This is a genomic window from Sphingobacterium sp. lm-10 (genome assembly GCF_023554555.1).
Lineage (GTDB): Bacteria > Bacteroidota > Bacteroidia > Sphingobacteriales > Sphingobacteriaceae > Sphingobacterium.
This window is the reverse complement of record NZ_JAMJWC010000003.1, coordinates 109,445-133,987: the sequence shown is the minus strand read 5'-3', so window position 1 is coordinate 133,987 and position 24,543 is coordinate 109,445. Positions and strand designations below refer to the sequence as shown.

Sequence of the window (24,543 nt, the reverse complement as noted above, 5' to 3'; positions counted from 1 at the left end):
CATTTACGATAGCTTGCTGACTTTGGATGTAAAAACAAGCTTTTTTTTTATTTTTTATCGTTAATAACCTTATGATCAGGCTCAAAATCTAAACTAATAGAATTCATACAATAACGCTTTCCAGTCGGCTCAGGTCCGTCGTCGAAAATATGACCCAGGTGAGATTCACACCGGCCACATTGTACTTCTGTACGTTCCATACCATAGGAAAGATCTTTCAGGTAGATAACGGATTTTTTGCGTACCGGCTCATAAAAAGAGGGCCAGCCACAAGTGGAAGCAAATTTAGCGTCCGCTCGGAAAAGCTGATTGCCACACACGGCACAGTAATACGTGCCGGGATCATCCAAATCAGTATACTTGCCTGTAAATGCCTGTTCTGTGGCACCCTCGCGAGCAACGGCGTAAAGATCTGCCGGAAGTATTTTCTTCCATTCGGCATTCGATACTTTTAGTTTTTTGATATCGGTACGGCTATAATAAGGGTTGTCCGTTTGCGCTTCTGCGACACCTGTCGTAAAAAATACGGCAAGCATGAACAGTAGCGTAGAAATTGGATGTGTATTGATTGCTCTCATTGTTTTAGTTTTAAATACTTTATTATATACGTCGGGAGATTGCTTATGGTTTTAGGGATAATGGTACTATGGAAAGAAAATTTATAAGAGTCTTGATTTTTGATAAGTAATCCCTACATTTGATACAAATACAATTTGATTGAGCCCAATACGACATCTTTCAGAAGAAACGCTAATCAGTTTGCTCCAAAAAAGGGATCGCAGAGCATTTAATTATCTTTATGATAGTTACTCTGGTGCACTATATGGAGTAGTGATTCGCATCGTCTTACATAAGAATTATGCTGATGAGGTGATTCAAAATGTATTTGTTAAGATATGGAATCATATCGAACAATTCGATCAACAAAAGGGACGCGTATACACTTGGATGCTGAATATTGCGCGCAACGCCGCAATAGATTATATAAAATCTAAGGGAGTAAAGAACGAACAAAAAAACCAATCGCTTCCCGATATCGTAAATAGGTCTGAGAGTTCTAATTATGCTGTGACAGAACCTCAAGAAAAAACAGATTTAATTGGACTCAAAGAAGTGTTAAACGCTTTGAAACCAGAATGGAGAAAGCTGATTGACTTGGCTTACTATCAGGGATATACTCAAAAAGAAATCGCTGAAGAATTAGATCTACCTATTGGAACTGTTAAAACGAGGGTGCGGGCGGCATTGTTACAGCTGAAACAAGTGTTGAATGAATATCAATAACGGCAGTGGATATTAAAGAATACATATCATCAGGAATTATAGAATCGTACGTTCTAGGTATCGCTACCGAAGAGGAAGTGAGCATACTGGATTGTGTACGCAACAAACATCCTGAAGTAGAAGCGGCCATCAGAGAAGTAGAGATCCTATTCGAAGATACAGCCACGCTACAAGAGATCGCACCTCCTGCGGACTTGCGAGACTCTATTTGGGCTACCTTAGAACAGAATGAGAAGGACCATATTCATCAGAAACCGGAAATGGTCGAAGTTGAATACGATGCACCTGTTACAAACACCGTGCCGAATCGTCGTGTCATCCAATTTAGTCCTCTAGCGACTGCTGCAACAGCTTTATTGGTTTGTAGCATTGGTGTAAACGCATACCTTTATCAGCAGCGCAACGCGACTAATGTTGCGATGGCTCAAAGCGAAACTAAAAACAGTACTACAGAATTGCTTTTAGCAGATGCTTATAAAAGTCTGGATATGTTGCAAAATCCTGCAGTCAGCATGGTATCATTAGCTGGTGTGGAAAACCATCCTGAGTTAAGTGCGGTCGTATTTTGGAATAAGGAAGACAGCAAAGTTTATCTCATGGCAGATAAACTACCCAATGCTCCAGAAGGCAAGCAATATCAACTATGGGCCTTAATTGACGGACAACCAGTGGACGCTGGTACAGTTCCATTGATGAAAGAGGAAGTAATGCATGCTATGAAATCGATCTCCGAAGCGCATGCTTTTGCCATTACCTTGGAAAATAAAGGTGGCAGCCCTTCCCCTACTCTTTCTGAATTACAAGTGATCGGACAAATCTAGTTCACTCTTTTCTACTATTTTCGGACTAATAACTGAAGCTTCATTCTAAATGAATAGGAGTTTACATCTATTGAGCAATATCAAGCATCCATACATTTATTAATATAATATAGTATAGTGCTTATCAATAGGAAAATACTGCAGCGCACAAGTCCTGTGTAGAGGTAGACAAAAAAAGGTCTGTTTCATCGAAACAGACCTTACTCTCACATCCCCCTCCCTACAAATCTAATCATGCAATGCCTTTATCAGCTTACGCTTGAATAAAAAGACCTGCAATATCTAATACAGCTGGTGCTGTTAATGGTTCGTCAAAAGACTGTGTGGCAATAGCTGGAGTAAATCTACCGCTAACACCTGTTAATGTAGTAATATCTACACCTCCTTGTATTAGGTTATCTTCACCTGCATACACTGGATCTACTGCTGCTCCGATTCCAGAATCGTTTGCTCCAGTAATCCAAGGTCTTTGGTTAGCTGCTGCACCACCACGCGCTCTACGCATTGATCTCACGTGTGCCGCGTGACGCGCTTCTACAGAGTGAATCTGTAAAGCTGCTGTCAAAACCACCCGGTTTCCTTTCAAAATACCGGCTTGTCCTTTATAAGCACGTACTCCTGTATCTTCAAAAGCTTGTGCCAAAGCCAAAAATGTATCATAGTCACTAAATACGTTGGCAAAAGCTCCGCCTGCTGTGAAGTCAAACGTCGGTTTAGAAACCGCGTTTCCTTGCAACACGCTTTTTAGAAATTCTACGTGAGCTACTTCATGATCACGGATTGTAATGATAGCATCTCTAGCTGCACCTGAAGGGATTAAGCCCGCACGGCTCGCTCCGATCGTATAGTATTCTGCTTCCAGGTACTCCAATGTTAGGGCATAATTCAATACACCATTCACATCGGTAGGTGCAGACTGTCCATATGCTTTGTTAAATAAAGCCGTAACTGCCAAAGGCAACGCTGCTAAAGACACTTTCTGTCCAAGATTGAACATATTGCGAATAGCCTGACGACGTGGACTGATTCGTTCGTTGAACTCAGGATCCACCTGAGAAATTGACTCGAAAATATTTTGTAAATTCATGATGTTCTGTTTGTAGTTAGAAATTAATAAGTAGGTAGATCGCGGACATCCACTTTAGACTTGATGAATGGTGCTGCCGCCTGCAGAACCTGCGTTGGGCTGTTAGAAACATCCAGACCATTGCTATCAATTACTTCACTGTTCGCAAATGATCCATTACTAATCAGATCACGGATCACCGCAGCGTGACGCGCCTCTACAGAAACAATTTTACCTGCCAACAAAAGATATTGTTCATCTTTAATCAACCATCCAGCACCATTGTAAGCAGATACACCTAAATCTTCAAAAACTTTTGCTGTACCCAATACACTGTCTCTGCTCGAAAAGTTGACTGCAGAGAAATCAAATTCTAAGGAGTTAATAGCCCCTCTACCTAGCGCAGCCTTGAAAAATTCGCGGTGAGCTACCTCATGGTCACGTACATCTGTAAGCAACGTTCTTTCTAGATCAGATATTCCTGAAAATGGTCTATTGGCTACTTCAATATAAAATGCAGCTTCCAATTGCTCTAAAGCGTAAGCATAATTTAAAATTGCAATATCACCACTTCCAAAATAGAAGCCACTGCCATTCATATCGTCTGGCCCATCATCTTTGTTACAGCTTGCAAAATTTAATAAAGCAACACCAGCGAGACCGCCGCCAGCGAGTTTCAAAAAGTTTCTTCTTTGAAGTCCTTTGCTTGTATGATCGGATTCCTCCGCATACAATTGGTCTTTCAATGCGTTTGTTTCTTTCATGACAATATATTTTAGTTTTAATATGATAGTTTTATGACATGTACGATTAAACCATCCTACTTGGATTTTCACCCGCATGATTATTTTTAATAATATGCCCTCACGACATCAAAAAGGCATAAAATATTTTAAAATAAGTTATATTTCACCGTCTATTAACACAGTCTTTCTTCCAAATACCAGCATGTTGATGCAAACTAAAACTTGGTATTAATGGTTAAACATGTATTAATTTGCAGTTAGTAAACACATAAAAAATGATAGCAACAAAAGGTTATGCCGCACTTAAAGCGGGAGAAAAATTAGTCTCATGGGATTTTGAGCGTAGGGATTTAGGTCCGAAAGACGTCCAATTCGACATATTGTATTGTGGCGTATGCCACTCAGATCTGCATCAGATTCGCGATGATTGGTTCAAAGGCCTATATCCTATGGTACCTGGGCATGAGATTGTAGGTCGTGTGGCACAAATCGGAGATCAGGTAAGTAAATTTAAAGTTGGTGATCTGGTAGGCACGGGATGTATGGTAGACTCCTGTGGTGAATGTGAAAGTTGTCATGATGGGGAAGAACAGTACTGTGCAGAAGGAAACGTTCAAACCTATAATAATGTCAACAAATACACAGATGGTATGCCTACCTACGGCGGATATTCGAAAACCATCGTGGTAAAAGAAGAGTTTGTATTGAGTGTACCAGAGAATTTATCATTAGCAGGTACTGCACCGCTACTCTGTGCCGGAATTACGACTTATTCTCCGCTACGCCATTGGAAAGTAGGTAAAGGATCGAAGCTAGCCGTTTTGGGGTTAGGCGGACTAGGACACATGGCAGTGAAGTTTGGTGTAGCATTTGGTGCCGAAGTAACCGTGTTAAGTACTTCAGAAAGTAAGCGTGAAGATGCAAAACGTTTAGGAGCGCATCATTTCATCGTGACTAAAGACGAAAAAGCATTTAAAGACGCGCGCAAATCTTTTGATTTTATTCTGGATACGGTTAGTGCGGAGCATGATATCGCATCGTATATGTCTCTATTAAAGACAAACGGTACTCATATCTGTGTCGGCGTACCTCCGAAGCCAGCGCAAATCCCACCTTTCTCCTTGATTATGTCGCGAAATAGTGTTGCCGGATCCATGATTGGTGGTGTTGCCGAAACACAGGAAATGCTGGACTTCTGTGGTAAACACGATATTGTCTCCGATGTAGAGGTGATCGACATGGATTACATCGACCAAGCTTATGAAAGAATGGAGAAAAATGATGTAAAATACCGTTTCGTAATCGACATGGCTAACTTTTAATAGTTAGCCATCGAATATTTATTTAAAAAAGTTAGCATTATGTCAAAATTATTCAGTCCGATTACCATAAAATCCATCACTCTAAAGAACCGAATCGTGACGTCTCCAATGTGCATGTATTCTGCCGAAGATGGTTTCGCGACAGACTGGCATTTAGTACATTATGGCACTCGAGCAATGGGAGGTGCAGGCACGGTGATGCTGGAAGCTTCCGCCGTACGCCCAGACGGGCGGATATCTGTTGGTGATCTAGGGATTTATAAAGACGGGCATATAGACGGGCTCACCCGTATCGCTAAATTTATTAAAGACAATGGATCGGTGCCTGCTATCCAACTGGCACATGCCGGCCGCAAAGGAAGCACCTGGGTTGCAGGTGATCAGATGAAAGTATTGCATACGAAAGAAGAAGGAGGCTGGACTCTATTAGCTCCGTCTGCTATCGCTTTTTCGTCCGATACACCTACGCCAAGGGAGATGAACAACGAGGATATTTTACAGCTCCAGCATGACTTCCGCGCAGCCGCAAAAAGAGCAAAGCAAGCAGGTTTTGAATGGATAGAAATTCACAGTGCACACGGGTATTTGGTCAATGAATTCCTTTCTCCGCTGTCCAATAAACGTACCGACTCTTATGGCGGGAGCCGCGAAAACCGAGCAAGGTTTCTTTTAGAAATTGTGGAGGCCGTAAAAGAGGAATGGCCTGTAGATCTTCCAATATCAGTGCGAATTTCTGCTACAGATTGGACTGAAGAGGGTTGGACTTTAGCGGATTCTAAGTGGCTTACCGAGAAGTTGGTTGAAGCTGGTGTAGACATTATTGATGTCTCCAGTGGTGGTGTGGTCGGTGGTATACGTATTCCGATAGGCCCCGGATACCAACTACCGTTAGCAAGTGGCTTGAAGAGTTCGCTCGGTGAAACTGCCGTCGTGGGCACCGTTGGACTAATCACGAACGCGCAACAGGCGGAAACTATATTGGTCAATGGTGATGCAGATTTGGTATTTCTCGCTAGGGAATTATTGCGCAACCCCTATTTTCCATTGGCAGCTGCAGCAGAACTTGGAGAAAAATCTACTCCCCCGGTACAATATACACGTGCATTCGTATGATAAATAATGAGGGAATGAATAAAGGTATAAACGTAGAAAGTACCTGTTAATTAGTTTCTAAAAACTAATTACAATTCAGATTGTAAATAGAGCAGTAATTATTAATTCCTTATACATATGCAGCAATCAACGAGAGAGCCTTTAGATATACTACACGATTTGGTCAAAATTAACAACGATCGAATGGAAGGTTATACGAAGGCTATTGAATTACTTCCAGGCGGCCAACATACTGATCTGCGTAAAGTATTTGAAATGTACCGTGGGCAATCTCATGACTTTAAGGAAGAAATCACTCCACTAGTTTTGCAAATCGGACAAGGGCCGATAGATGGCACGCCTCTTAGCGGGAAAATATTCCGCGCATGGATGAGCTTGAAAGCAGCCTTATCCTCCACAGATCGCGCTAGTATATTAGAGCTTGCAGAACGTGGTGAAGATGAATTTACTAGCGCATACACCAATTTTTTGGAGAATGAAATCGGAGAAGATAATCCAATCCGCCAAATGGTATTGAGGCAGAGTCAGGAACAACGAAGTGCCCATGAGCACATCAAAATGCTTCGCGATAATGCCCGGGTAAATACCTGATTTAAACGCGACAACTCTAATCGTGATGCAGGTACTTTCCCGGTATCAGCCCACTATATATGCGTTTAATAATAATCGGCCTAAATTAAATACTTTAGGCCGATTCTACCGATCCGCTATTGTAAAGGTTTAAACCGGATTAGCTATAGCATACTGCGCCTTATGGGAAGTGAGATGTTAGGAAATTTAACAGAAAATCCGTACCTTTGTCCTAACACCTCAGGATAGTCCGGCTAGACTAGCTAGGACACGGGATTAGTCAACAGTCAAAATGTTGACGATTTCATTATTGTTTCACTTAAATCCATTTATGTCAAGAAATCAGCTCACATTCAAAAAGAAAGAACGCGCTAAAAAGCAACAACTGAAGAAAAAAGAAAAGTTGGAAAAGCGAGAGTACAACAAATCAAACAACAATAAAGGTAAAGATCTAGAAGAAATGTTTGCCTATGTTGATGAGTTTGGTAATATCTCGAACACTCCGCCAGAGACGACCTACAAATTCAAAGAAGAGGATTTGCAACGTCCTGCCGACCCAACAGAAGTTTACCGCTTCGGTAAGGTCTCTTATTTCAACGATGCCGGTAGATACGGCTTCATTCGTGATAACGAAACGAGTGATACAGTTTATTTCAACGATCGCCTAGCAGGCATCGATCTTAAGATTGGTGATAAGGTGAAGTTTAAATATGCGCGCAGCAAACAAGGTAATCAGATAACCGAAGTCGAGCTACAAAATTAACCCTTTCGAGGGTGACCGTCAAATGCCCGACATGCATTTGCCACTATATAAAAAAGCCCTGATATTATCCATTTCTTTATGAATGGATAATATCAGGGCTTTTTTGAATGATCAGAAATCTGTGTTACACACCCTCCTCGATCTGAAAACCAATCAGCTTCTGAATACTTTTCAGTACACTGCGCTCCTCTTGGCTACAGAAAGATAAAGCGACTCCTCCTCTACCTGCACGGCCTGTACGACCGATACGGTGTACGTAGGTTTCGGAATCTGCTGGCAAATCATAGTTGATAACGTAAGGCAGTTCATGTATATCAATACCACGTGCGGCAATATCGGTTGCTATCAACATATTGATCTTACCCGCCTTAAAATCTCCCAAAGCTTTCTGACGTGCATTTTGCGATTTATTACCATGGATAGCGGCAACAGTAATACCATGTTTGGATAATTTCTTGACCAAACGATCCGCACCATGTTTAGTACGTGTAAACACTAAAGACTGCTTAATGCCTTTGTCTTTCACTACTCGGATCAAGAAATCAACCTTATCCGTCTTTTCTACGAAATAGATGGCTTGCTTAACGGTCTCTGCCGTAGAAGATACAGGAGATACGGAGATCTCCTTTGGCTTCTGCAAGATTGTATTTGCAAAAGTCCGAATAGCAGGTGGCATCGTAGCCGACAAAAATAACGTCTGACGCTTAGCAGGTACATGCTTCAAGATGCGTTTAATATCATGGATAAATCCCATGTCCAGCATATTATCTGCCTCATCCAATACCAAGTACTCCACTTGGTTTAACTTGATCAAACCTTGATTTATCAAATCTAAAAGACGGCCAGGCGTAGCTACTACAATATCCAAACCAGCTTTAATTGCATCTACCTGACGGGATTGCGTAACGCCTCCAAAAATCACGGTATGTTTCAATCCAGTGAATTTGCTAAACATCGCGAAGCTTTCTCCAATTTGTATACTTAACTCTCTAGTAGGTGCCAACACAAGCGCTTTGATACCGCTGCGTTTTGCGGTTGTGGCCTGACTAATTAACTGGATAATCGGAATGGCGAAAGCGGCTGTTTTTCCGGTTCCTGTTTGTGCACATCCTATCAAATCATCGCCTGAAAGTATTACGGGAATCGCTTGCTCTTGTATGGCGGTAGCTTGTGAGTAGTTTACCTCTTTCAAGGCTTTTTTTATAGGATCTATTAATCCCAAATCTTCAAATGTCATTTTTCTTTAAGTTGAACGTTGAACCCGCTCTTCACGATTATTGCGAAAAACAGGACATCAAATCTGTAAATTTAGATGTCGGGCTGAATATTGCAAATAAGCTGGGGGTAGCAGAAAATAAGCATAGGCAGAGCCTCAATCGTCCACAAAAGTAGGTATATAAAAGTTGATAACGCAATTTAATCCACACTGCTGAGTGTGGCGATCATTTCGTGGGTTTTTTGTTTCAACTCATCCGGAAAATCTGACAAAGCGTCGTCTTTCAACGCAAATAATCCCTGTTCCTCATACATATCTGGCTTATAGAAGCAAGATCTAATAGACTTCGCTTTAGACTCAGATCCAGAGAAATAGGATTTAAACTCAGAATCGATCGTCTCCACTAACTTATCTAACTGCTCTTTGGTAATGCTGTGTGTATTCATATCTTATATACAATCGAACACATCAAGTAGTTTTAGCCCCCTAGTTTCCTAGGTAATATGACTCACTGTGTAGCACGTTGTAAATTCGTAATATTATACTACCTTTATAGACTATTTTAGTCGGTATGGCAGTAAACCATGTTCTCTGTGAGAACGAACCAATCCAGTTTGTTGGTCGGATTCAAAGTTTTGGGAAGCTAATAATTCTGGATCATAAGCAATGTATCATAGGTTTTAGCGAAAATTGGGACTATTATTTGGGTGAAGAGGACTTAGCTGTTTATTTGGGCGAACCAGCGGATAAGCTCTTTACACGATTTGCCGCGCACGCTAGCGAAAAGCTCATTGCCTTTATTGATGGAATACCGCTCACTGGAGATGATAGGCACGTGATGCCTCTTCAGCTAGATGGGTACAACTACATTGTTAAAGCATATCGCGTAGAACAACATCTTCATGTCGAATTGGAAGATGTTGGTGATGTTAACGAGCATACTTTACTCCTCTCCTCGTATTCTAAAAAAATCAATCAAGCTGGAGAACACGTTTGGGATGCGCTATGTGAAAATATACGTTCTATAATTGGTTATGACCGTGTAATGATTTACCAATTCTTGGAAGATAACAGCGGACAGGTTATTGCGGAAAATAAGCGAAGTGACATCTCCTCCTATTTCGGATTCCGATTTCCTGAATTCGATATCCCTAAACAGGCACGAGCACTGTACTTGAAACACCACGTTAGGCAGACATGGGATATTGACGGACAGACCTACGCAATTTTATCGAATCAAGCGGCTCCTTTTGATTTGACTACCTGCAACTTACGTGCTCTTTCGCCAATCCACCTCCAATATTTGAAAAATGCTGGCGCTCAGGCAAGTATGAGTTTTTCGATCATTGTACAAGGCAAATTATGGGGACTAGTCGCATGCCAGCATAGCATGCCAATTCATGTAGACTATCCAAAACGCACACTTGGATTATTCCTAACCGAATTTGCTGTTAATAAACACCTCACTATTGCCAGTGAACGAGATTTGGAATTCGATCGTCGTATCGCTTCTTTAGAGTTAAAACTGAAAGAAAGCATGCTGATTAAAAGTGATGTACTCACCGCACTACGCTCAGATTTGCCTGAATTGGCCAAACTCATCGATGCCGATGCGATAGTAGTTGTCAACAAAGATCAGTTACTCGTTCATTGCACCACGTTAAATAATTATCAAATTCTCGAATTACATCAATTTGTATCGGCCACAACCGAAAAATTAGTATTCGAGGATCATTGTTTTGCTATAAATCATCGAGAAAAGTTATCCTTCGAGCTACCATTTGCAGGTCTTTTGCGAGTAGATATTGACTTGAGCCGATCGTTTAGCATCTATGCGTTACGAAATGAAGTAATCACAGAAGAGGAATGGGCAGGCAATCCCGAGAAGATTATGGAATATGATGCGCAGGAAGATTTATTCCGACCATCTCCGCGACAGTCTTTTGATGCTTGGAGAAAGCAAATTCATGGCACAGCACCCCAGTGGACCAATGATCAGGTATTTTCTCTGAAAAGAATTAGACAGATTGTTCGGGAAAGCATCCTACGTAAATCCGAAGAGATCATCAGTCTAAATCAGGAGTTAATACAACTCAACAATGCATTGGATACCTATTCGTACACGGTTACGCACGACCTTCGTAATCCCTTGTCTTCCATAAAGCTAACTGGACAGTTTTTGCAAAAGAAATTAGGAAAAGAGCATGAGCTCGTTGCCCGAGGCGCCAGCAATATATTGGATTCTGTAACGGTGATGGAAAATTTGATGGAAAAAATCTTGGAGTTTTCCCGCGCAAAAGTATACCAATACGAGCCAGAATGGGTCGATGTATCTACCTCCATTCGGAAGATCATTCAGGAGAATGTAGCACGATACAATAAGGACGTTGCGAACATTGAGGTTAAAAACCTACTTCCACTCTACGGAGAGAAAACGTTGTTTCATCAGATCTTTGCTAACATTATTGGAAATGCAATCAAATATAGCAGTAAAACGGAAAAAGCACATGTATGCATAGAAAGTCATGTCAGAAACAACAGTATCTATTATCGTATCACAGATAATGGCATTGGCATTGATGCTGATGAGCTGGCAAACATCTATGATGTTTTCAAACGCATGTCCAACTCCTCTGGTTTTGAAGGGACAGGCGTTGGAATGGCGATTGTGAAGCGTATCGTAGAAAGATTAAATGCTACGATTGACGTGAGCAGCGAGTTAAAAAAGGGTACTACAGTACACCTCGTATTCCCAAATGCTAATATTCCGATCGAAATGCTTTCTCAAAGTACACAGGCTGGCTAATCCTCCCTATGCATACTATAATAAGCGCCCTAGAAGTCTTCGTCGGGAAGAATTTCTGCTACTCGGCCAATGCTACCATCTTCCAAGCGCACCTTGATTCCACGACTATGGTAAGGTGCAGATGTCAACAAATCTTTCACGACTCCTTCTGTCAGCGTACCGGTACGCTGATCTTTCTTCAAGATAATATTCACTAAAGTTCCTCGTTTTATATCTGCTCTCGTTTTACCGTCCATTGTTTTTTCTCCAAAATTACGAAAACTTAAAGTGAGTGGGAACAGTTTAAATTGAATTTTCAATGACTATCTTCGCAAGATGGAGCTTACACCAGAACAACTAAAAGAAGCATTGCTAGGCAAAAAGCATCCCAACAATATTCGGATCAACCCTGCTGCCGTGGTCATCGATGCCGATCAATTTCTTGCTATACAGTTTGATATGGTGGCTCGACACAAAGGCGATCTTCAGCGCTCTGCCGCCTGGCAACGGTTGCGGGAATTCTATATAGCTACGAACGAAAACAGTTAACTAGCTTTCCCACTCCGCAAATCCCAGAAGGATTGTATAACTTTAGGTACACACGAAGAATTCATATTTTTGTTCAATTATGGAAACAACAGAAAACACGTACTATGAGGGCCAGGTATTATGGGCACAAATCGATGCCAATAGACATTTAAGACACTCGGCTTACGCCGATTTCTGCGCTCAGGCACGATCAAACATGCTTAAAAATATTGGATTATCACTCAACGATTTTGCAAAACATCAGATCGGACCAATCCTTTTTAGGGAAGAATTGATCTACTTCAAGGAGATTCACCTGGATGAGTATATTCGGGTAGAGGTCGAAATGAATAAATACAACATCAGTAATTCACGTTTCTCTTTCCGCCACATTATCTACAAGGAAAATGGTGTGAAAGCAGCCGAAGTAAATGTGGATGGTGCTTGGTTGGATCTTAAAAGCCGAAAGTTAGTGGCTGTACCAGCGGATTGGCAATCCTTTCTTCATCGTATTCCGACCTCAGAAGACTACGTAGAGATCGGCGAATAAGGTATTATACTTACTTTTACACATGCTATTTTTAGTACCCACCCCTATTGGCAACTTGGAAGACATGACGTTTCGGGCGATCCGTATACTCAAGGAATCCGATCTTATACTTGCAGAAGATACGCGTACCAGTGCACCACTGCTGAAACATTTTGGCATTGAGAAAAGAGTATTTGCACACCATCAGCATAATGAGCACAAAGCCGTGCAGGAAATTATTCGCTTTCTGAAAGAAGGCAAACAAATCTCTCTAATTTCGGATGCCGGCACGCCAGCGATCTCCGATCCTGGTTTTCTATTAGTGCGCGAAGCGATACGCGAGGGCATTGAAATACAGTGCTTGCCTGGTGCTACGGCTTTTGTCCCCGCATTGGTCAATTCTGGGTTACCAAACGACCGCTTTTGTTTCGAGGGATTCTTGCCGGTAAAGAAAGGTCGGCAAACGCGATTGATTGCGTTGAGCACGGAAAATCGCAGCATGATTTTCTATGAATCGCCACATCGTATTGAGCGTACTATTGATGATTTTATTCAATATTTTGGTGAATCGCGACAGGCTTCCATTTCCAGAGAGTTATCTAAGCTATATGAAGAAACTATCCGCGGTACCTTGTCGGAATTGAAGAGTCACTTTGCAGAACATCCGCCAAAAGGCGAATTTGTATTCTGCGTAGCCGGACAAGAAAGTTAATAGGGCTTTTTCCTTATCTTTGGTAAATACAGTTGCTTCGTTTTAAACATTTTATAGACTAGAAATGAGTATCGAAAAATATACATGGGATGGCCAGGACGCCAAAGTGGTAGAGAAAATCCACGCAAAAATCCTGGATATGCTGACCTCAGGCGAATCCATCAACTACATTGCTTTGCAAAAAAAACCTGCCGTGACACTATTTCCAGACAGCATCACGCTAAGTAACAAACGCATTTTCTTGTGTGAGTTTGCTAAGCTTGGTTTGGCGACTAACTTCGAGATATTTTCCTGGCACGACATTAAAGACATTTCCTTCAAAGAGGAAATCTTTGGCTCCAAAGTGACCGTCATTCCGTTTACTGGCGAGAACCTTACGGTAGATTATATACCGAAAGTGCAGGCACGCAAGCTGTACCAGTTGATCAAAGAAGCGCTGGATAACATGCAAGATGCGAAAAGCAGCCCGAAGGAGAAGGAAACGCCACTCTCCCCTCCACTGCACGTTCCGCATCCTGCTACTCCTCCGGCACCGAAAGCCATTACCTTTGATGACGAGGAGAGCAAGCTTCCGGGACACTTTGCTCCAGCAATGGATCGCCCTGCACCTGCGGCGATTGACCCGCCGGTAATACCAACGCGTCCAGCCCCTAAAGAAGAAGAAGACGATGAAACCACCAAGAAATTGACGCGTCTGAAAAACTTGTTCGACAGACAACTCATCTCCCAAGGAGAGTACGAAACGAAGAAAGCAGAAATTCTAAGAGACTTATAAGCTTGCACAATGCGCAACAATTATCTTCTGGCACTTTTTAGTGCCTTTTTATTGTGGTTTGCATGGCCACCCATACCCTACAGCAGCCCCCTACTTCTCATTGCATTCGTACCTTTATTGGTCGCAATAGAACAGGTGATTCGTGGAACTTATCCTCGAAAAGGTCGTAAGGTATTTCTACTCTCTTTTGTCACCGGCGTTGTTTGGAATACAGCCTCCATCTATTGGGTGTACAATGCGATGAATGCCTATCTGCCCGCTGGTGTATCGGTATTGATTGCGCTTATTCCTTTCTGCCTGGCTCCGCTGTTAATGGCCTGTGCCTTCCGAGGATATTATGCGCTACGCAAAAAATGGAATATTTGGATCAGCTTTGTAGGCTTAGTTTCCTTCTGGATTGCCTATGAATATTTGCATCAGACCTGGGATCTTGCCTTTCCATGGATGACGCTCGGCAACGGCTTTGCCTCTGCGCATCAGCTCGTGCAGTGGTACGAATACACGGGTGCTTATGGTGGTACTCTCTGGATCTGGATTGCTAATATTTTATCTTTTCTTATTTTCTGGCAATACAAAGTGAAGGTCAGCGCCTATGCGCAATCGCGATTGATCGGACTCCTTGCGGCGATCGTGCTGATCCCAATGGGCTATTCCATCTTGCGATACACACAATATGAAGAGCATATCAACCCGTCGGAAATTGTGGTCGTGCAACCAAACATTGATCCTTACCAGAAATTTGGTTCTATTACGCCAAACCAACAGTTAGACATATTACTTAATCTTTCCCGTCAGGTAGCGAAGCCAAATACAGAATTTTTTGTATGGCCGGAAACCGCTATCTCTTCGCCGAATGGCATCAATGAAGATGATTTTCGGGAATATCCCGCCTATCACCGTATTTTTGAATTCTTGAATGAATACCGCAATGGCAATGTGCTTTCTGGAATAGAAAGCTACCGCATCTACCCGGATCAACAAAGCATTACCGCCAGGAAATATAATGAGGGCGTATTCATCGACCATTTCAATGCTGCAGTATTAATCGACCAGTCAAGTAAGTTGGAGTTTTATCATAAATCAAAATTGGTTCCAGGAGTTGAACAGCTTCCTTTTGGAGAAATTCTGGCTTTTATGAAACCGTTATTTGCACATTTTGGAGGTACTACTGGTGGTTATGGTAGCCAGCTGGAACCTTCTGTTTTGTATTCGCAAAGTGGGATTGGTGCCGCGCCGGTCATTTGTTACGAATCGATCTATGGAAACTACGTGGCCAAGTATATCGAAGACGGTGCACAATTTATCGCCATCGTGACGAACGATGGCTGGTGGAGCGATACCTCTGGCAAGGATCAGCATTTTCAATATGCTCGACTTCGAGCGATCGAAAACCGTCGTTGGGTAGTACGCTCTGCCAACACAGGAATCTCTGGCTTTATAAACCAACGCGGAGACGTGGTGCAAAAAAGTGAATGGTGGGTGCCAGCGGCACTTAGTCAGGAAATCAACCTGAATGAAGATCTGACTTTCTACACGCAATTCAAGGACCTTATCGTATACACTTTTTTATTACTTGGCCTGATGTCGGTTATATTATTATTAGTGAGACGTACACGATAATACGTTTTTGATTTCCGATTAGTTATATTTGTGGCATGCAAGTTTATCTGGATAATGCCGCTACTACCCCGATCGATCCTTTGGTGATCGAAGTGATGGTAGAAGCTATGACAAAAAGTTATGGAAATCCATCGTCTATTCATGGACATGGACGTGAGGTAAAAACCATGATTGAGCGGGCACGCAAAACGGTTGCGAGTCTGATCAACGCTTCGCCTTCCGAAATATTCTTCACTTCGGGTGGTACAGAGGCAGATAACATGGCGATTGTGCGTGCTATTGAGGGTTTTGGTATTACGCATGCGATTACTTCGCCTCTGGAGCATCATGCGGTACTGCACACGTTGGAAGAACTAGAAAAAGAAGGCAAGGTACATTTAGACTTACTTCGGGTCAGTGATACTGGTGTGATCGATTTAGCTCATTTGGAAGAGCTGCTGGCGCAAAACCCCAAAACGTTTGTTTCCATCATGCATGCCAATAATGAGTTGGGCAACCTGACTGACATTGCGCGTGTATCACAAATCTGTCAACAATACAATGCCATTTTCCATTCGGATACCGTGCAGACCATGGGACACTACAAACATGATTTGAAAGAACTACAAATCGATTTCATCACCGGTGCAGCCCATAAGTTTCATGGACCCAAAGGAGTAGGGTTTTTATATATCAACGGAAAAAATAAAATAAAACCGCTATTATTCGGAGGCGCTCAGGAGCGTAATATGCGTGGTGGTACAGAGAATGTATACGGTATCGTCGGTTTGGCCAAAGCATTGGAGTTGGCGTATGCTGATATGGAAGGTCACCAAGAAGCCGTGCAGTCTCTGAAGAGTTACATGAGGGAGCAGTTGATTGAACGTATACCGGAAGTAGCTTTCAATGGCATTGATAACGATAAAGACGCGCTTTATACTGTACTGAATGTATCGCTACCTCCAAGTGATATGGCAGATATGATGTTGTTTAATCTAGACATTAAAGGGATTTCCGCTTCTGGAGGCAGTGCCTGTAGCTCCGGTTCAGACATTGGCTCTCACGTGCTGCGTGGTATCGGGGCAGATCCTCAACGACCATCCGTACGTTTCTCTTTCTGTAAATACAATACAAAAGAAGAAATCGATTACGTGGTAGAGCAACTTGAAAAACTATATGTAAAATCATAAAAAATAATCGGGCTCACCAGATATTGGTGAGCCCGATTATTTTTTATGCATTTTTATAGAAAGCGATAGATCTCTTGAAAGATCAGTCTACTCTATCTAGAATATATTTCCCGGCAAGATTACCAGTCATCTCTTTACCCGAAAGATCGAGTTGACTTAATCGATCTCCCTCTATCTTATAATTATAATCTTCGCTTTCCAGGTGTAGAACATCAGAATCTACACGCCATACACCATCTTTGTGAAAGAGCTCATCACTTTTACCTACATAGGTATAATGAAGGGAATAGGTGCGGTCTTTATTCAAAACGAGTGTTGTGGAGATAGCAGAACAATCTGCACAGGGTAAATTACCCTCATACCTTCCAGAAAGGTTGTATTTCTGCCGACTACGATCTACGTTGGATTCCACATCAGCATTTGCCTTGTTGTTGATACATGATATCGAAACAAGGCATGCCGTCAGGATGGAAATGATATATAAGTAGATCCGCATAGCAACATTTTATCTCTATATTAGACCTTAACAAAAAAAGTACCATTTCCTGATATTGCTCAAACAATTAACAATAATTTACGTTGGAGATTAGAATTCATCCTCTTCGTCTTCTCCCAATGCGAGGTTGTAAGCACCCCGCAATTCGTTTAGGGCGTGCATATTTCGTTTTGATTTGGCTATCTCCATACCTTGTTGGTAGATTTCCAATGCCCTATTAAGTTGCTCTTCCTTTTCTAGAAATTTACCAAAATGATAGTATGTACCTACGTAATCTGGGAAGTTTGAAATCATGTTTTCAAAACCCGCTAACGCATCCAATCTGTTATCCAGCTTTACGTACTCCATAGTAACCGCATAATGTAAGAATGGATCTTGTGGGGATTCTTTTAATAACTCCTGTAATTGCCCTAAACGTTCATTCATAGCTCAAAGTTACTAAAACCTAAAATAGGTTCTATAAGGAAGATGAATTGCTATCACAAAATCCAAAAAAAAGCTATGCTGGCATAGATTTTTACACTATATTGATATTTGTTAAAAAATCAATTAAAAAGGAAAAATTAAAAAATAAATCACTGATTTAACGGAGTTTTGATAACGTATTTTTAATAATAACGGCTAAAAAACAATAAAATCGTAACTCAATTAGGCTCAGTAATTCAGAAGAACACAACAATAGGCCATAGAATTTAGTTTATAATAATGTAAGTTTGAATAGAACGCACACACATCGTTTAAATATAAATTATGAGAATTTTAGTTTGCATTAGTCATGTGCCGGACACCACGTCCAAAATCACTTTTAACAGTGATCACACCGAGTTCAATCAGTCCGGTGTACAATTTATCATTAATCCGTACGACGAAATCGCCTTGGCGCGTGCCGTAGAACTAACAGAAGGTACCGATGGATCCATCACCGTGATCAATGTCGGTGACGCGAGTACAGAGCCTACTATCCGCAAAGCATTGGCTGTAGGCGCCACCGATGCGGTACGAATTGATGCCGCACCGCGCGATGCTTGGTTTGTGGCGAAGCAAATTGCGCATTATGCATCGGAACAATCATTTGATCTAATATTGACAGGAAGAGAATCCATCGATTACAATGGTTCGCAAGTAGCCGCATTAGTCGGAGAGCTCTTGAATATCCCGTCTGTATCTATTGTAAAAAAGTTTGATATCCAGGATCGCGAGATTACCATCGAACGCGAGATCGAAGGTGGTAAAGAAGTGTTGAGCACACAGTTACCAGTCGTGTTAGGCACCGCAGAGGGCGTTGCAGAGCCAAAAATCCCGAATATGCGTGGCATTATGTCGGCACGCACCAAGTCGCTTCAGGTAGTTCCTGCGGTAGATGTACCGGTATTAAGCAGTATCTCAAAATACGAATCTCCAGCTCCTCGTGGTCAGGTAGCCATGGTAGATGAAGTAGAACAGCTGGTGAATCTATTGCACACCAAAGCAAAGGTTTTATAATTATTTAAAAGAAAAAAACATCATGGCAATACTCGTATATGTTGAGAATATAGAAGGCAAATTCAAAAAATCGGCTTTTGAGGTCGTTTCGTATGCTAAGGCAATCGCTCAGGAACAAAGCACAAGTGTGACTGCGCTATCGATCGGAAATGTAGCCGATGAAGAGTTGAATAAATTAGCGGCGTTCGGTGCTTCCAAAATAGTGAAAGTCGATCAAGAACAGCTTAAACAATTTATTAATAAGGCTTATGCTGCTGTCATTGCAGAAGCAGCGTCCAAAGAGCAAGCCCATATTATCGTCCTATCAAACTCCTTTAGCGGTAAAGGACTCGCCCCGCGTTTGGCGGCTAAATTAGAAGCCGGCTTAGCGGATGGCGCCATGGAGTTACCTACGTTTTCTGGAAATGACTTGCAGGTAAAGAAGACCGCTTTTTCTAACAAGGCCTTTGCGACAGAAGTGATTACCGCAGACAAAAAAGTGATCGCGGTAAACCCAAATTCGCACGAGCCCGTTCGCAGCGAAGAAACTCCGGTTATCGAGACGTTATCCCCTTCGGTGGATGCTGGCGATTTAAATCTGGTGGTAAAAGATATTGTACGTGCTACAGATAAGATCTCTTTGCCAGAAGCAGAAATAGTGGTATCTGCTGGACGAGGCATGAAAGGCCCAGAAAATTGGGCTATGATTGAAGAGCTTGCAGAAGTACTCGGTGCAGCAACCGCCTGTTCTAAGCCCGTGTCAGACGCTGGATGGCGCCCGCATTCTGAACATGTAGGACAAACCGGCATAGTGGTAAGCCCTAACTTGTACATTGCGATCGGTATATCTGGAGCGATTCAGCATTTGGCAGGAGTAAGTTCTTCCAAAACTATTGTAGTCATCAACAAAGACCCAGAAGCTCCTTTCTTTAAGGTAGCAGACTACGGCATTGTAGGCGACGCATTGGAAATCGTACCTAAACTAACAGCAGCGATACAAGCACATAAAGCAAATTAATAAAACATAAAATCGGTTAATTGCTGATTCCAAGGCAACCACGGCTGTAAAAAATGCCCTGGTTGCTTTTTTTTTGCTGTTAATATTTACATCTTTGTAGCGGAAACGGACCGACTTGGTCTTCGCGCTCGGATAGATTATTCATCAAGCGATCAGCAAGACTTCGTAAACGACCAATGGGACATTGTGCATGAAGAAAATACAATTAGATATCGTAGGACTTTCCTACAGTCAAACCCAGTCTGGTGCTTACGCGCTTGTGTTAGGGGAAGTGGGTGGCAATCGCAGGTTACCTATTATTATAGGTGGATTTGAAGCCCAGGCTATTGCAGTGGAGATTGAAAAAATGACTCCCAGTCGGCCGCTAACACACGACCTGTTTAAAACCTTTGCAGAAACATTCTCCCTGAGTGTATCTGAGGTTTTAATCTATAATCTGGTGGATGGCATCTTTTACGCCAAATTACAATGTCGTGATAGTGAGCAGGTAATCACGGAAATAGATGCACGCACCTCAGATGCAGTAGCGCTGGCGGTACGTTTCAAATGCCCGATATACACCTACGATTTCATCATGAGCTCGGCAGGAATCGTCATTGAGGGCAACGATTTTGCTTTCCTAGAAAACATCGAAAATTTTGGCAGTAGCCATGCTGACAGGTCCCAAAAAGAGGAAACCGCAGACAGTCAGAAAGCAGAAAATATACCTGCAAAAAATACAACCAAAGAGCCCGTTTCTCCGTATGCTTCTCTATCTATGGAACAATTAGAGAGCAGTCTGGAAAAAGCAATACAAAGTGAGCAATACGAGACCGCAGCGAAAATTCGCGACGAAATCGATCAAAGAAAGCCATAACTTCATATTATTAGCATTTTTTCTTAATCTACCTTTTTTATATGTCTATAAAATTGCGATTGACCATCATGAGTTTCCTGCAGTTCTTTGTTTGGGGAGCCTGGTTAATTACTATTGGAGTCTACTGGTTTCAAAATAAGGGCTGGTCAGGAAATGACTTTGGAGCTGTATTTTCCACCTTGGGGATTTCTTCACTCATTATGCCTGCCCTTACCGGCATCATTGCCGACAAATGGTTAAATGTCGAGAAATTGTATGGTGTATTACACCTCCTCTTTGGGGCAATCTTTCTCTACCTACCACAGGTAGACGATCCCAACCAGTTCTTTTGGGTTATCCTCGCAGCGATGTTTTGCTATATGCCGACAATCGCACTATCCAATTCTATTGCATACACTATTCTAGAAAAAAGTAAATTGGATGTGGTCAAAGTATTCCCACCAATTCGGGTATGGGGTACCATAGGATTTATCGCGGCCATGTGGGTAACAAATTTATCTGGCAATAAGGCTTCTGAAGGACAATTTTACCTATCTGCCATCGCAGCTTTTGCTTTGGGTATCTATGCCTTTACCTTACCAGCATGTCCACCGTTACGTTCCAAATCAGAAAAATCCACCTTAGCAGGACAGCTCGGATTAAAAGCCTTTAGGCTTTTTTCGAACTACAAGATGGCCTTATTCTTTGTATTTTCTATGTTTCTTGGTGCGGCACTGCAACTCACCAATATGTATGGAGATACCTTTCTTTCCCATTTTGAATCGTTTCCGAAATACGCGGATTCGTTGATCGTGCGCAATTCGACCATCATCATGTCCATTTCTCAGATCTCAGAAACGGTTTTCATTCTGGCGATCCCCTTCTTTTTAAAACGTTTTGGAATTAAGCAGGTCATGCTTATTAGCATGTTGGCTTGGGTATTACGCTTTGCGCTATTGGCGTACAGTGATCCGGCAGACGGTTTGTGGATGATCGTACTATCCTGTATTGTCTATGGTATGGCCTTTGATTTTTTCAATATCTCCGGGTCGCTTTTTGTAGAAACGTCTACCACGCCCGACATCCGCTCATCAGCACAAGGTATGTTTATGATGATGACCAACGGTTTCGGCGCTATTTTAGGTAGCCGTCTCAGTGGTTATGCCATCGATCACTTTTTGTTAGATGCACAAGGTAATATGATGTGGACAGAAATATGGCTTTGCTTTGCTGCTTACTCTCTCTTGGTGGCCTTCTTGTTCTCCTTTATGTTTAAGCATAAGCACGACCCGGCAGTGGTACAATAACACCACGCGCCATCAAACAAAATTGATTACTATAAACGGCAAATGCCTTAGGTTTCCCTAAGGCATTTGAAATGATGGAGGTGGGGCGTCTGCCCCCCACTCCCTATTCGGTCGATCTCCCATTTCGAATTCTAACACGCCGCCTTTCGCTAACTCTTCGTGAGTAAACCAAGGCTTATCCCAGGTTTGGCCATTCAGCGTAGCTGATTGTATATATTTATTTTTTGCTGTACGTCCTTGCGCTCTAATCGTAAATTCTTTCCCGTTCGATAATTTCATCGTGATATTCTCGAAGAACGGCGTACCGATCGTATACACAGGAATACCCGGTGTAACCGGGTAGAATCCGGCCATCGAAAACACGAGGAATGCCGACATACCACCACCGTCTTCATCGCCCGGCATGCCCATCAAATCATTTCTAAACCATTGATGGATGAGATCATCTATTCGTTTTTGGGACATCCATGGCTTACCCGAATAATTGTATAAATAGGGAATGTGCAAGCTGGGCTCATTAGCCATAGAAAACTGTCCGACGTTGCCGGTGTGATCGGGCAGTTGGCTATAAAATTCGAACTTACTTTTACCTAAAGGCTCTCGGAAAGTACGGTCTAGCTCTTGATTAAATTGCTCTCGGCCGCCCATCAACGTCATAAGGTCGCTCACATTATGCGGCACATCCCAGCGATATACCCAGCCATTATTCTCCCCATAATATTCGCGCGCACCCTGACCACCGGCATACCGGTAATCAAATGGCATAATGAATTTTCCATCTTTATCTTTGGGATGAAAGAATTTCGTTTCTGCATTAAACAAGTTCCGATAATTCAGTGCATTTTTTAAGAAACCTTCTGCATCTTGAGTATGTCCGAGTGTTTGTGCAAGCTGGCCCAAAGCCCACTCATCGTACGAAGTACCTAAGGTTACCGCGATCGGCTGCCGCTTTTCAAACCGATGCACTTCTGGCACGGTCTCTTCCTCACCCGGGTACAACGCCGGAATAAATCCATGTTCTTTGTAAAAGTTGTCTAACCATCCCGCTGGAGCCGCAGACCATGGTGCAAGGGTTTTCTCCTGTACAGCACGCTTGCCACTTTCATAGGCCTTTTCTATATCAAAGCTTCGCAACCCCTTCGCGTAGGCGTCGGCAACAGTAACCACCCCGTGATTAGAATTCATTCTTCTAGAATCTCCGGTGATCTCCGGAAATGTTGGCATCCAAAAATGATCCATCTGTTCGGCCATACGTACATACGATTGAAGCACATCTGACTCCACTTGCTCATCAATCAATAACCTTAATGGATGGGTAGCACGATAGGTATCCCAGATCCAATCGTCTGTATAAAAAGGTCGGGAATCTGTATGCACTTTCCCATCAAAGGCACTGAAATACCGATTGTCTTCGCTGATATTCACCGGACGCTCAAAACAACGGTATAAAGAGGTGTAAAATACTACTCTGTCATCGGCTTTGCCACCCGCTATCTGCACGGTAGAAAGACGCTCATTCCAGATATCGCGACCAGCATCTGCGACCCTTTGTACATCAAAATGTTTGATCTCCCGTTGCAGGTTGCGCTTGGCTTGCTCCGCATCGATAAAGGATATGCCATAGCGAAAATGCAATTCTTGCCCTCCCCTATCAAAAGTTAACACCACAGCGGACTGCTTACCGGAAACGGCTGTTTTCTTAGCGATCAATTTGCCGTTTTCTATCACACCCGCAGTACTGGCTTTTTGATCAAATTCACCATACAAGTAAACCGTGGTATTATTTTGAAGTTCCTGTGAAGCCGTAATGCTATTTCCACTCACCTTCACGCTTCCCGACCCAGAGTTGAAAACAACTGACTTATCTTTTCCCAATTGAAAGTTTAGCGCATAAATGCCGGATTGATGCGAAGGAGCAAAAGCAACGTCTATTTGCTCCTCTAAAAGCGATACGCCATAATAGTAAGGCTTTATTTCTTCGTTGTCATAAGCATATGCATACACATTTTTCCAAGCGGCATGCTGAGACCCGTTTACCGGACTCAGGTTGAAAGCCGAGCGCCCGCGATGACTAGTTACCACCAGCGGCAATCCGCGCAACTGATCGGTTGTGAAATCATTTCGCTCAGGATACACACGCAACATACTGTTCGGCAAGTGTACTGTAGGATATGTCGGTACGAGCAAGTGGCTGATATTGCCCATGTAGGGATTTACATAGTCCACTGGCTTTTGCAGATCTGCTGTACTAGATTGAGCGAAGGTAGTATGTAAGAGCCCTATTGCCCCAGATAACAATAAAAAGGATTTCAGCATAAATATGTTTTTTGGTGCTTCAAGATAATGATAATATACAAGTCTAACGATACAAAAAACGATTTAGTAAAGTCTAATAATCAATGTATCC

At 42.4% G+C, this 24,543-nt stretch carries 26 protein-coding genes; 17 read left to right on the top strand and 9 right to left on the bottom strand.

Going from position 1 to position 24,543, the window contains the following annotated elements:
• Nucleotides 1-47: 47 nt before the first annotated feature.
• Nucleotides 48-578, bottom strand: coding sequence for a peptide-methionine (R)-S-oxide reductase MsrB (gene msrB / locus M8998_RS15250; protein WP_249994360.1), 531 nt, complete (start codon nucleotides 576-578; stop codon nucleotides 48-50).
• A gap of 139 nt (nucleotides 579-717) precedes the next feature.
• On the opposite strand from msrB, the gene M8998_RS15245 reads away from it, so the two are divergent.
• Entirely contained in the window at nucleotides 718-1,284 is a 567-nt protein-coding gene (locus M8998_RS15245; RefSeq protein WP_249994358.1) for an RNA polymerase sigma factor, read from the top strand.
• Nucleotides 1,285-1,289: 5 nt separating this feature from the next.
• A complete protein-coding gene (locus M8998_RS15240) occupies nucleotides 1,290-2,105 on the top strand; it encodes an anti-sigma factor (protein WP_249994356.1) in 816 nt (271 codons plus the stop codon).
• 253 nt (nucleotides 2,106-2,358) lie between these two features.
• Here the strand turns inward: M8998_RS15240 and M8998_RS15235 are convergent, their stop codons facing one another.
• Both M8998_RS15235 and M8998_RS15230 read right to left on the bottom strand, forming a co-directional pair.
• On the bottom strand, nucleotides 2,359-3,192 hold the full coding sequence (locus M8998_RS15235) for a ferritin-like domain-containing protein (RefSeq protein ID WP_249994354.1): 834 nt from the start codon (nucleotides 3,190-3,192) through the stop codon (nucleotides 2,359-2,361).
• A gap of 23 nt (nucleotides 3,193-3,215) precedes the next feature.
• A complete protein-coding gene (locus M8998_RS15230; protein ID WP_249994352.1) occupies nucleotides 3,216-3,935 on the bottom strand; it encodes a ferritin-like domain-containing protein in 720 nt (239 codons plus the stop codon).
• A 257-nt stretch (nucleotides 3,936-4,192) separates the two neighbouring features.
• Between M8998_RS15230 and M8998_RS15225 the strand changes: the two genes are divergently transcribed.
• The 4 genes from M8998_RS15225 to M8998_RS15210 all read left to right on the top strand — a co-directional run bounded on the left by M8998_RS15225 (nucleotide 4,193) and on the right by M8998_RS15210 (nucleotide 7,685).
• On the top strand, nucleotides 4,193-5,239 hold the full coding sequence (locus M8998_RS15225) for an NAD(P)-dependent alcohol dehydrogenase (protein ID WP_249994350.1): 1,047 nt from the start codon (nucleotides 4,193-4,195) through the stop codon (nucleotides 5,237-5,239).
• A 39-nt stretch (nucleotides 5,240-5,278) separates the two neighbouring features.
• Nucleotides 5,279-6,352 carry an NADH:flavin oxidoreductase/NADH oxidase gene (locus tag M8998_RS15220; protein WP_249994348.1) on the top strand — a complete coding sequence of 358 codons (1,074 nt, stop codon included), beginning with the start codon at nucleotides 5,279-5,281 and terminating at the stop codon, nucleotides 6,350-6,352.
• Nucleotides 6,353-6,469: 117 nt separating this feature from the next.
• Complete coding sequence (locus tag M8998_RS15215) at nucleotides 6,470-6,943, top strand: PA2169 family four-helix-bundle protein (protein WP_249994346.1); 474 nt, start codon at nucleotides 6,470-6,472, stop codon at nucleotides 6,941-6,943.
• Nucleotides 6,944-7,253: 310 nt separating this feature from the next.
• Entirely contained in the window at nucleotides 7,254-7,685 is a 432-nt protein-coding gene (locus M8998_RS15210) for a cold-shock protein (RefSeq protein ID WP_249994345.1), read from the top strand.
• A gap of 124 nt (nucleotides 7,686-7,809) precedes the next feature.
• On the opposite strand, the gene M8998_RS15205 is transcribed toward M8998_RS15210, so the two are convergent.
• Nucleotides 7,810-8,922, bottom strand: a complete 1,113-nt coding sequence (locus M8998_RS15205) for a DEAD/DEAH box helicase (RefSeq protein WP_249994343.1) — start codon at nucleotides 8,920-8,922, stop codon at nucleotides 7,810-7,812.
• Nucleotides 8,923-9,101: 179 nt separating this feature from the next.
• The gene (locus tag M8998_RS15200) at nucleotides 9,102-9,347 is read right to left on the bottom strand and encodes a hypothetical protein (protein WP_249994341.1); all 246 of its coding nucleotides are present in this window, start codon (nucleotides 9,345-9,347) and stop codon (nucleotides 9,102-9,104) included.
• Between the two features lie 125 nt (nucleotides 9,348-9,472).
• Here M8998_RS15200 and M8998_RS15195 point away from each other — a divergent pair, with 125 nt between their 5' ends.
• On the top strand, nucleotides 9,473-11,707 hold the full coding sequence (locus M8998_RS15195) for an ATP-binding protein (RefSeq protein WP_249994339.1): 2,235 nt from the start codon (nucleotides 9,473-9,475) through the stop codon (nucleotides 11,705-11,707).
• Between the two features lie 29 nt (nucleotides 11,708-11,736).
• On the opposite strand, the gene M8998_RS15190 is transcribed toward M8998_RS15195, so the two are convergent.
• Nucleotides 11,737-11,943 (bottom strand): YwbE family protein, encoded by a 207-nt coding sequence (locus M8998_RS15190; protein WP_249994337.1) that lies wholly within the window; start codon nucleotides 11,941-11,943, stop codon nucleotides 11,737-11,739.
• Nucleotides 11,944-12,022: 79 nt separating this feature from the next.
• On the opposite strand from M8998_RS15190, the gene M8998_RS15185 reads away from it, so the two are divergent.
• From M8998_RS15185 to M8998_RS15160, 6 genes are all read left to right on the top strand, one after another.
• Nucleotides 12,023-12,235: a DUF6965 family protein gene (locus M8998_RS15185; protein WP_249994335.1), complete on the top strand. Its 213-nt coding sequence runs from the start codon at nucleotides 12,023-12,025 to the stop codon at nucleotides 12,233-12,235.
• A 79-nt stretch (nucleotides 12,236-12,314) separates the two neighbouring features.
• Nucleotides 12,315-12,764, top strand: a complete 450-nt coding sequence (locus M8998_RS15180) for an acyl-CoA thioesterase (protein ID WP_249994333.1) — start codon at nucleotides 12,315-12,317, stop codon at nucleotides 12,762-12,764.
• 22 nt (nucleotides 12,765-12,786) lie between these two features.
• The gene (rsmI, locus tag M8998_RS15175; protein ID WP_249994331.1) at nucleotides 12,787-13,455 is read left to right on the top strand and encodes a 16S rRNA (cytidine(1402)-2'-O)-methyltransferase; all 669 of its coding nucleotides are present in this window, start codon (nucleotides 12,787-12,789) and stop codon (nucleotides 13,453-13,455) included.
• A gap of 64 nt (nucleotides 13,456-13,519) precedes the next feature.
• Complete coding sequence (locus M8998_RS15170) at nucleotides 13,520-14,230, top strand: PH domain-containing protein (RefSeq protein ID WP_249994329.1); 711 nt, start codon at nucleotides 13,520-13,522, stop codon at nucleotides 14,228-14,230.
• A 9-nt stretch (nucleotides 14,231-14,239) separates the two neighbouring features.
• Nucleotides 14,240-15,850: an apolipoprotein N-acyltransferase gene (lnt, locus tag M8998_RS15165; protein ID WP_249994326.1), complete on the top strand. Its 1,611-nt coding sequence runs from the start codon at nucleotides 14,240-14,242 to the stop codon at nucleotides 15,848-15,850.
• A gap of 35 nt (nucleotides 15,851-15,885) precedes the next feature.
• Complete coding sequence (locus M8998_RS15160; RefSeq protein WP_249994324.1) at nucleotides 15,886-17,019, top strand: cysteine desulfurase family protein; 1,134 nt, start codon at nucleotides 15,886-15,888, stop codon at nucleotides 17,017-17,019.
• A gap of 82 nt (nucleotides 17,020-17,101) precedes the next feature.
• On the opposite strand, the gene M8998_RS15155 is transcribed toward M8998_RS15160, so the two are convergent.
• The gene (locus tag M8998_RS15155) at nucleotides 17,102-17,515 is read right to left on the bottom strand and encodes a copper resistance protein NlpE (protein ID WP_249994322.1); all 414 of its coding nucleotides are present in this window, start codon (nucleotides 17,513-17,515) and stop codon (nucleotides 17,102-17,104) included.
• A gap of 90 nt (nucleotides 17,516-17,605) precedes the next feature.
• Nucleotides 17,606-17,941: a tetratricopeptide repeat protein gene (locus tag M8998_RS15150; RefSeq protein ID WP_249994320.1), complete on the bottom strand. Its 336-nt coding sequence runs from the start codon at nucleotides 17,939-17,941 to the stop codon at nucleotides 17,606-17,608.
• Nucleotides 17,942-18,265: 324 nt separating this feature from the next.
• Here M8998_RS15150 and M8998_RS15145 point away from each other — a divergent pair, with 324 nt between their 5' ends.
• The 4 genes from M8998_RS15145 to M8998_RS15130 all read left to right on the top strand — a co-directional run bounded on the left by M8998_RS15145 (nucleotide 18,266) and on the right by M8998_RS15130 (nucleotide 22,136).
• The gene (locus M8998_RS15145) at nucleotides 18,266-18,997 is read left to right on the top strand and encodes an electron transfer flavoprotein subunit beta/FixA family protein (protein WP_249994318.1); all 732 of its coding nucleotides are present in this window, start codon (nucleotides 18,266-18,268) and stop codon (nucleotides 18,995-18,997) included.
• Between the two features lie 22 nt (nucleotides 18,998-19,019).
• Nucleotides 19,020-19,994 (top strand): electron transfer flavoprotein subunit alpha/FixB family protein, encoded by a 975-nt coding sequence (locus M8998_RS15140; protein WP_249994316.1) that lies wholly within the window; start codon nucleotides 19,020-19,022, stop codon nucleotides 19,992-19,994.
• Between the two features lie 190 nt (nucleotides 19,995-20,184).
• The gene (locus M8998_RS15135; protein ID WP_249994315.1) at nucleotides 20,185-20,850 is read left to right on the top strand and encodes a bifunctional nuclease family protein; all 666 of its coding nucleotides are present in this window, start codon (nucleotides 20,185-20,187) and stop codon (nucleotides 20,848-20,850) included.
• 41 nt (nucleotides 20,851-20,891) lie between these two features.
• Nucleotides 20,892-22,136 (top strand): nucleoside permease, encoded by a 1,245-nt coding sequence (locus tag M8998_RS15130; RefSeq protein WP_249994313.1) that lies wholly within the window; start codon nucleotides 20,892-20,894, stop codon nucleotides 22,134-22,136.
• Nucleotides 22,137-22,193: 57 nt separating this feature from the next.
• Here M8998_RS15130 and M8998_RS15125 read toward each other — a convergent pair whose 3' ends face one another.
• The gene (locus M8998_RS15125) at nucleotides 22,194-24,452 is read right to left on the bottom strand and encodes a GH92 family glycosyl hydrolase (RefSeq protein WP_249994311.1); all 2,259 of its coding nucleotides are present in this window, start codon (nucleotides 24,450-24,452) and stop codon (nucleotides 22,194-22,196) included.
• Nucleotides 24,453-24,543: the final 91 nt, after the last annotated feature.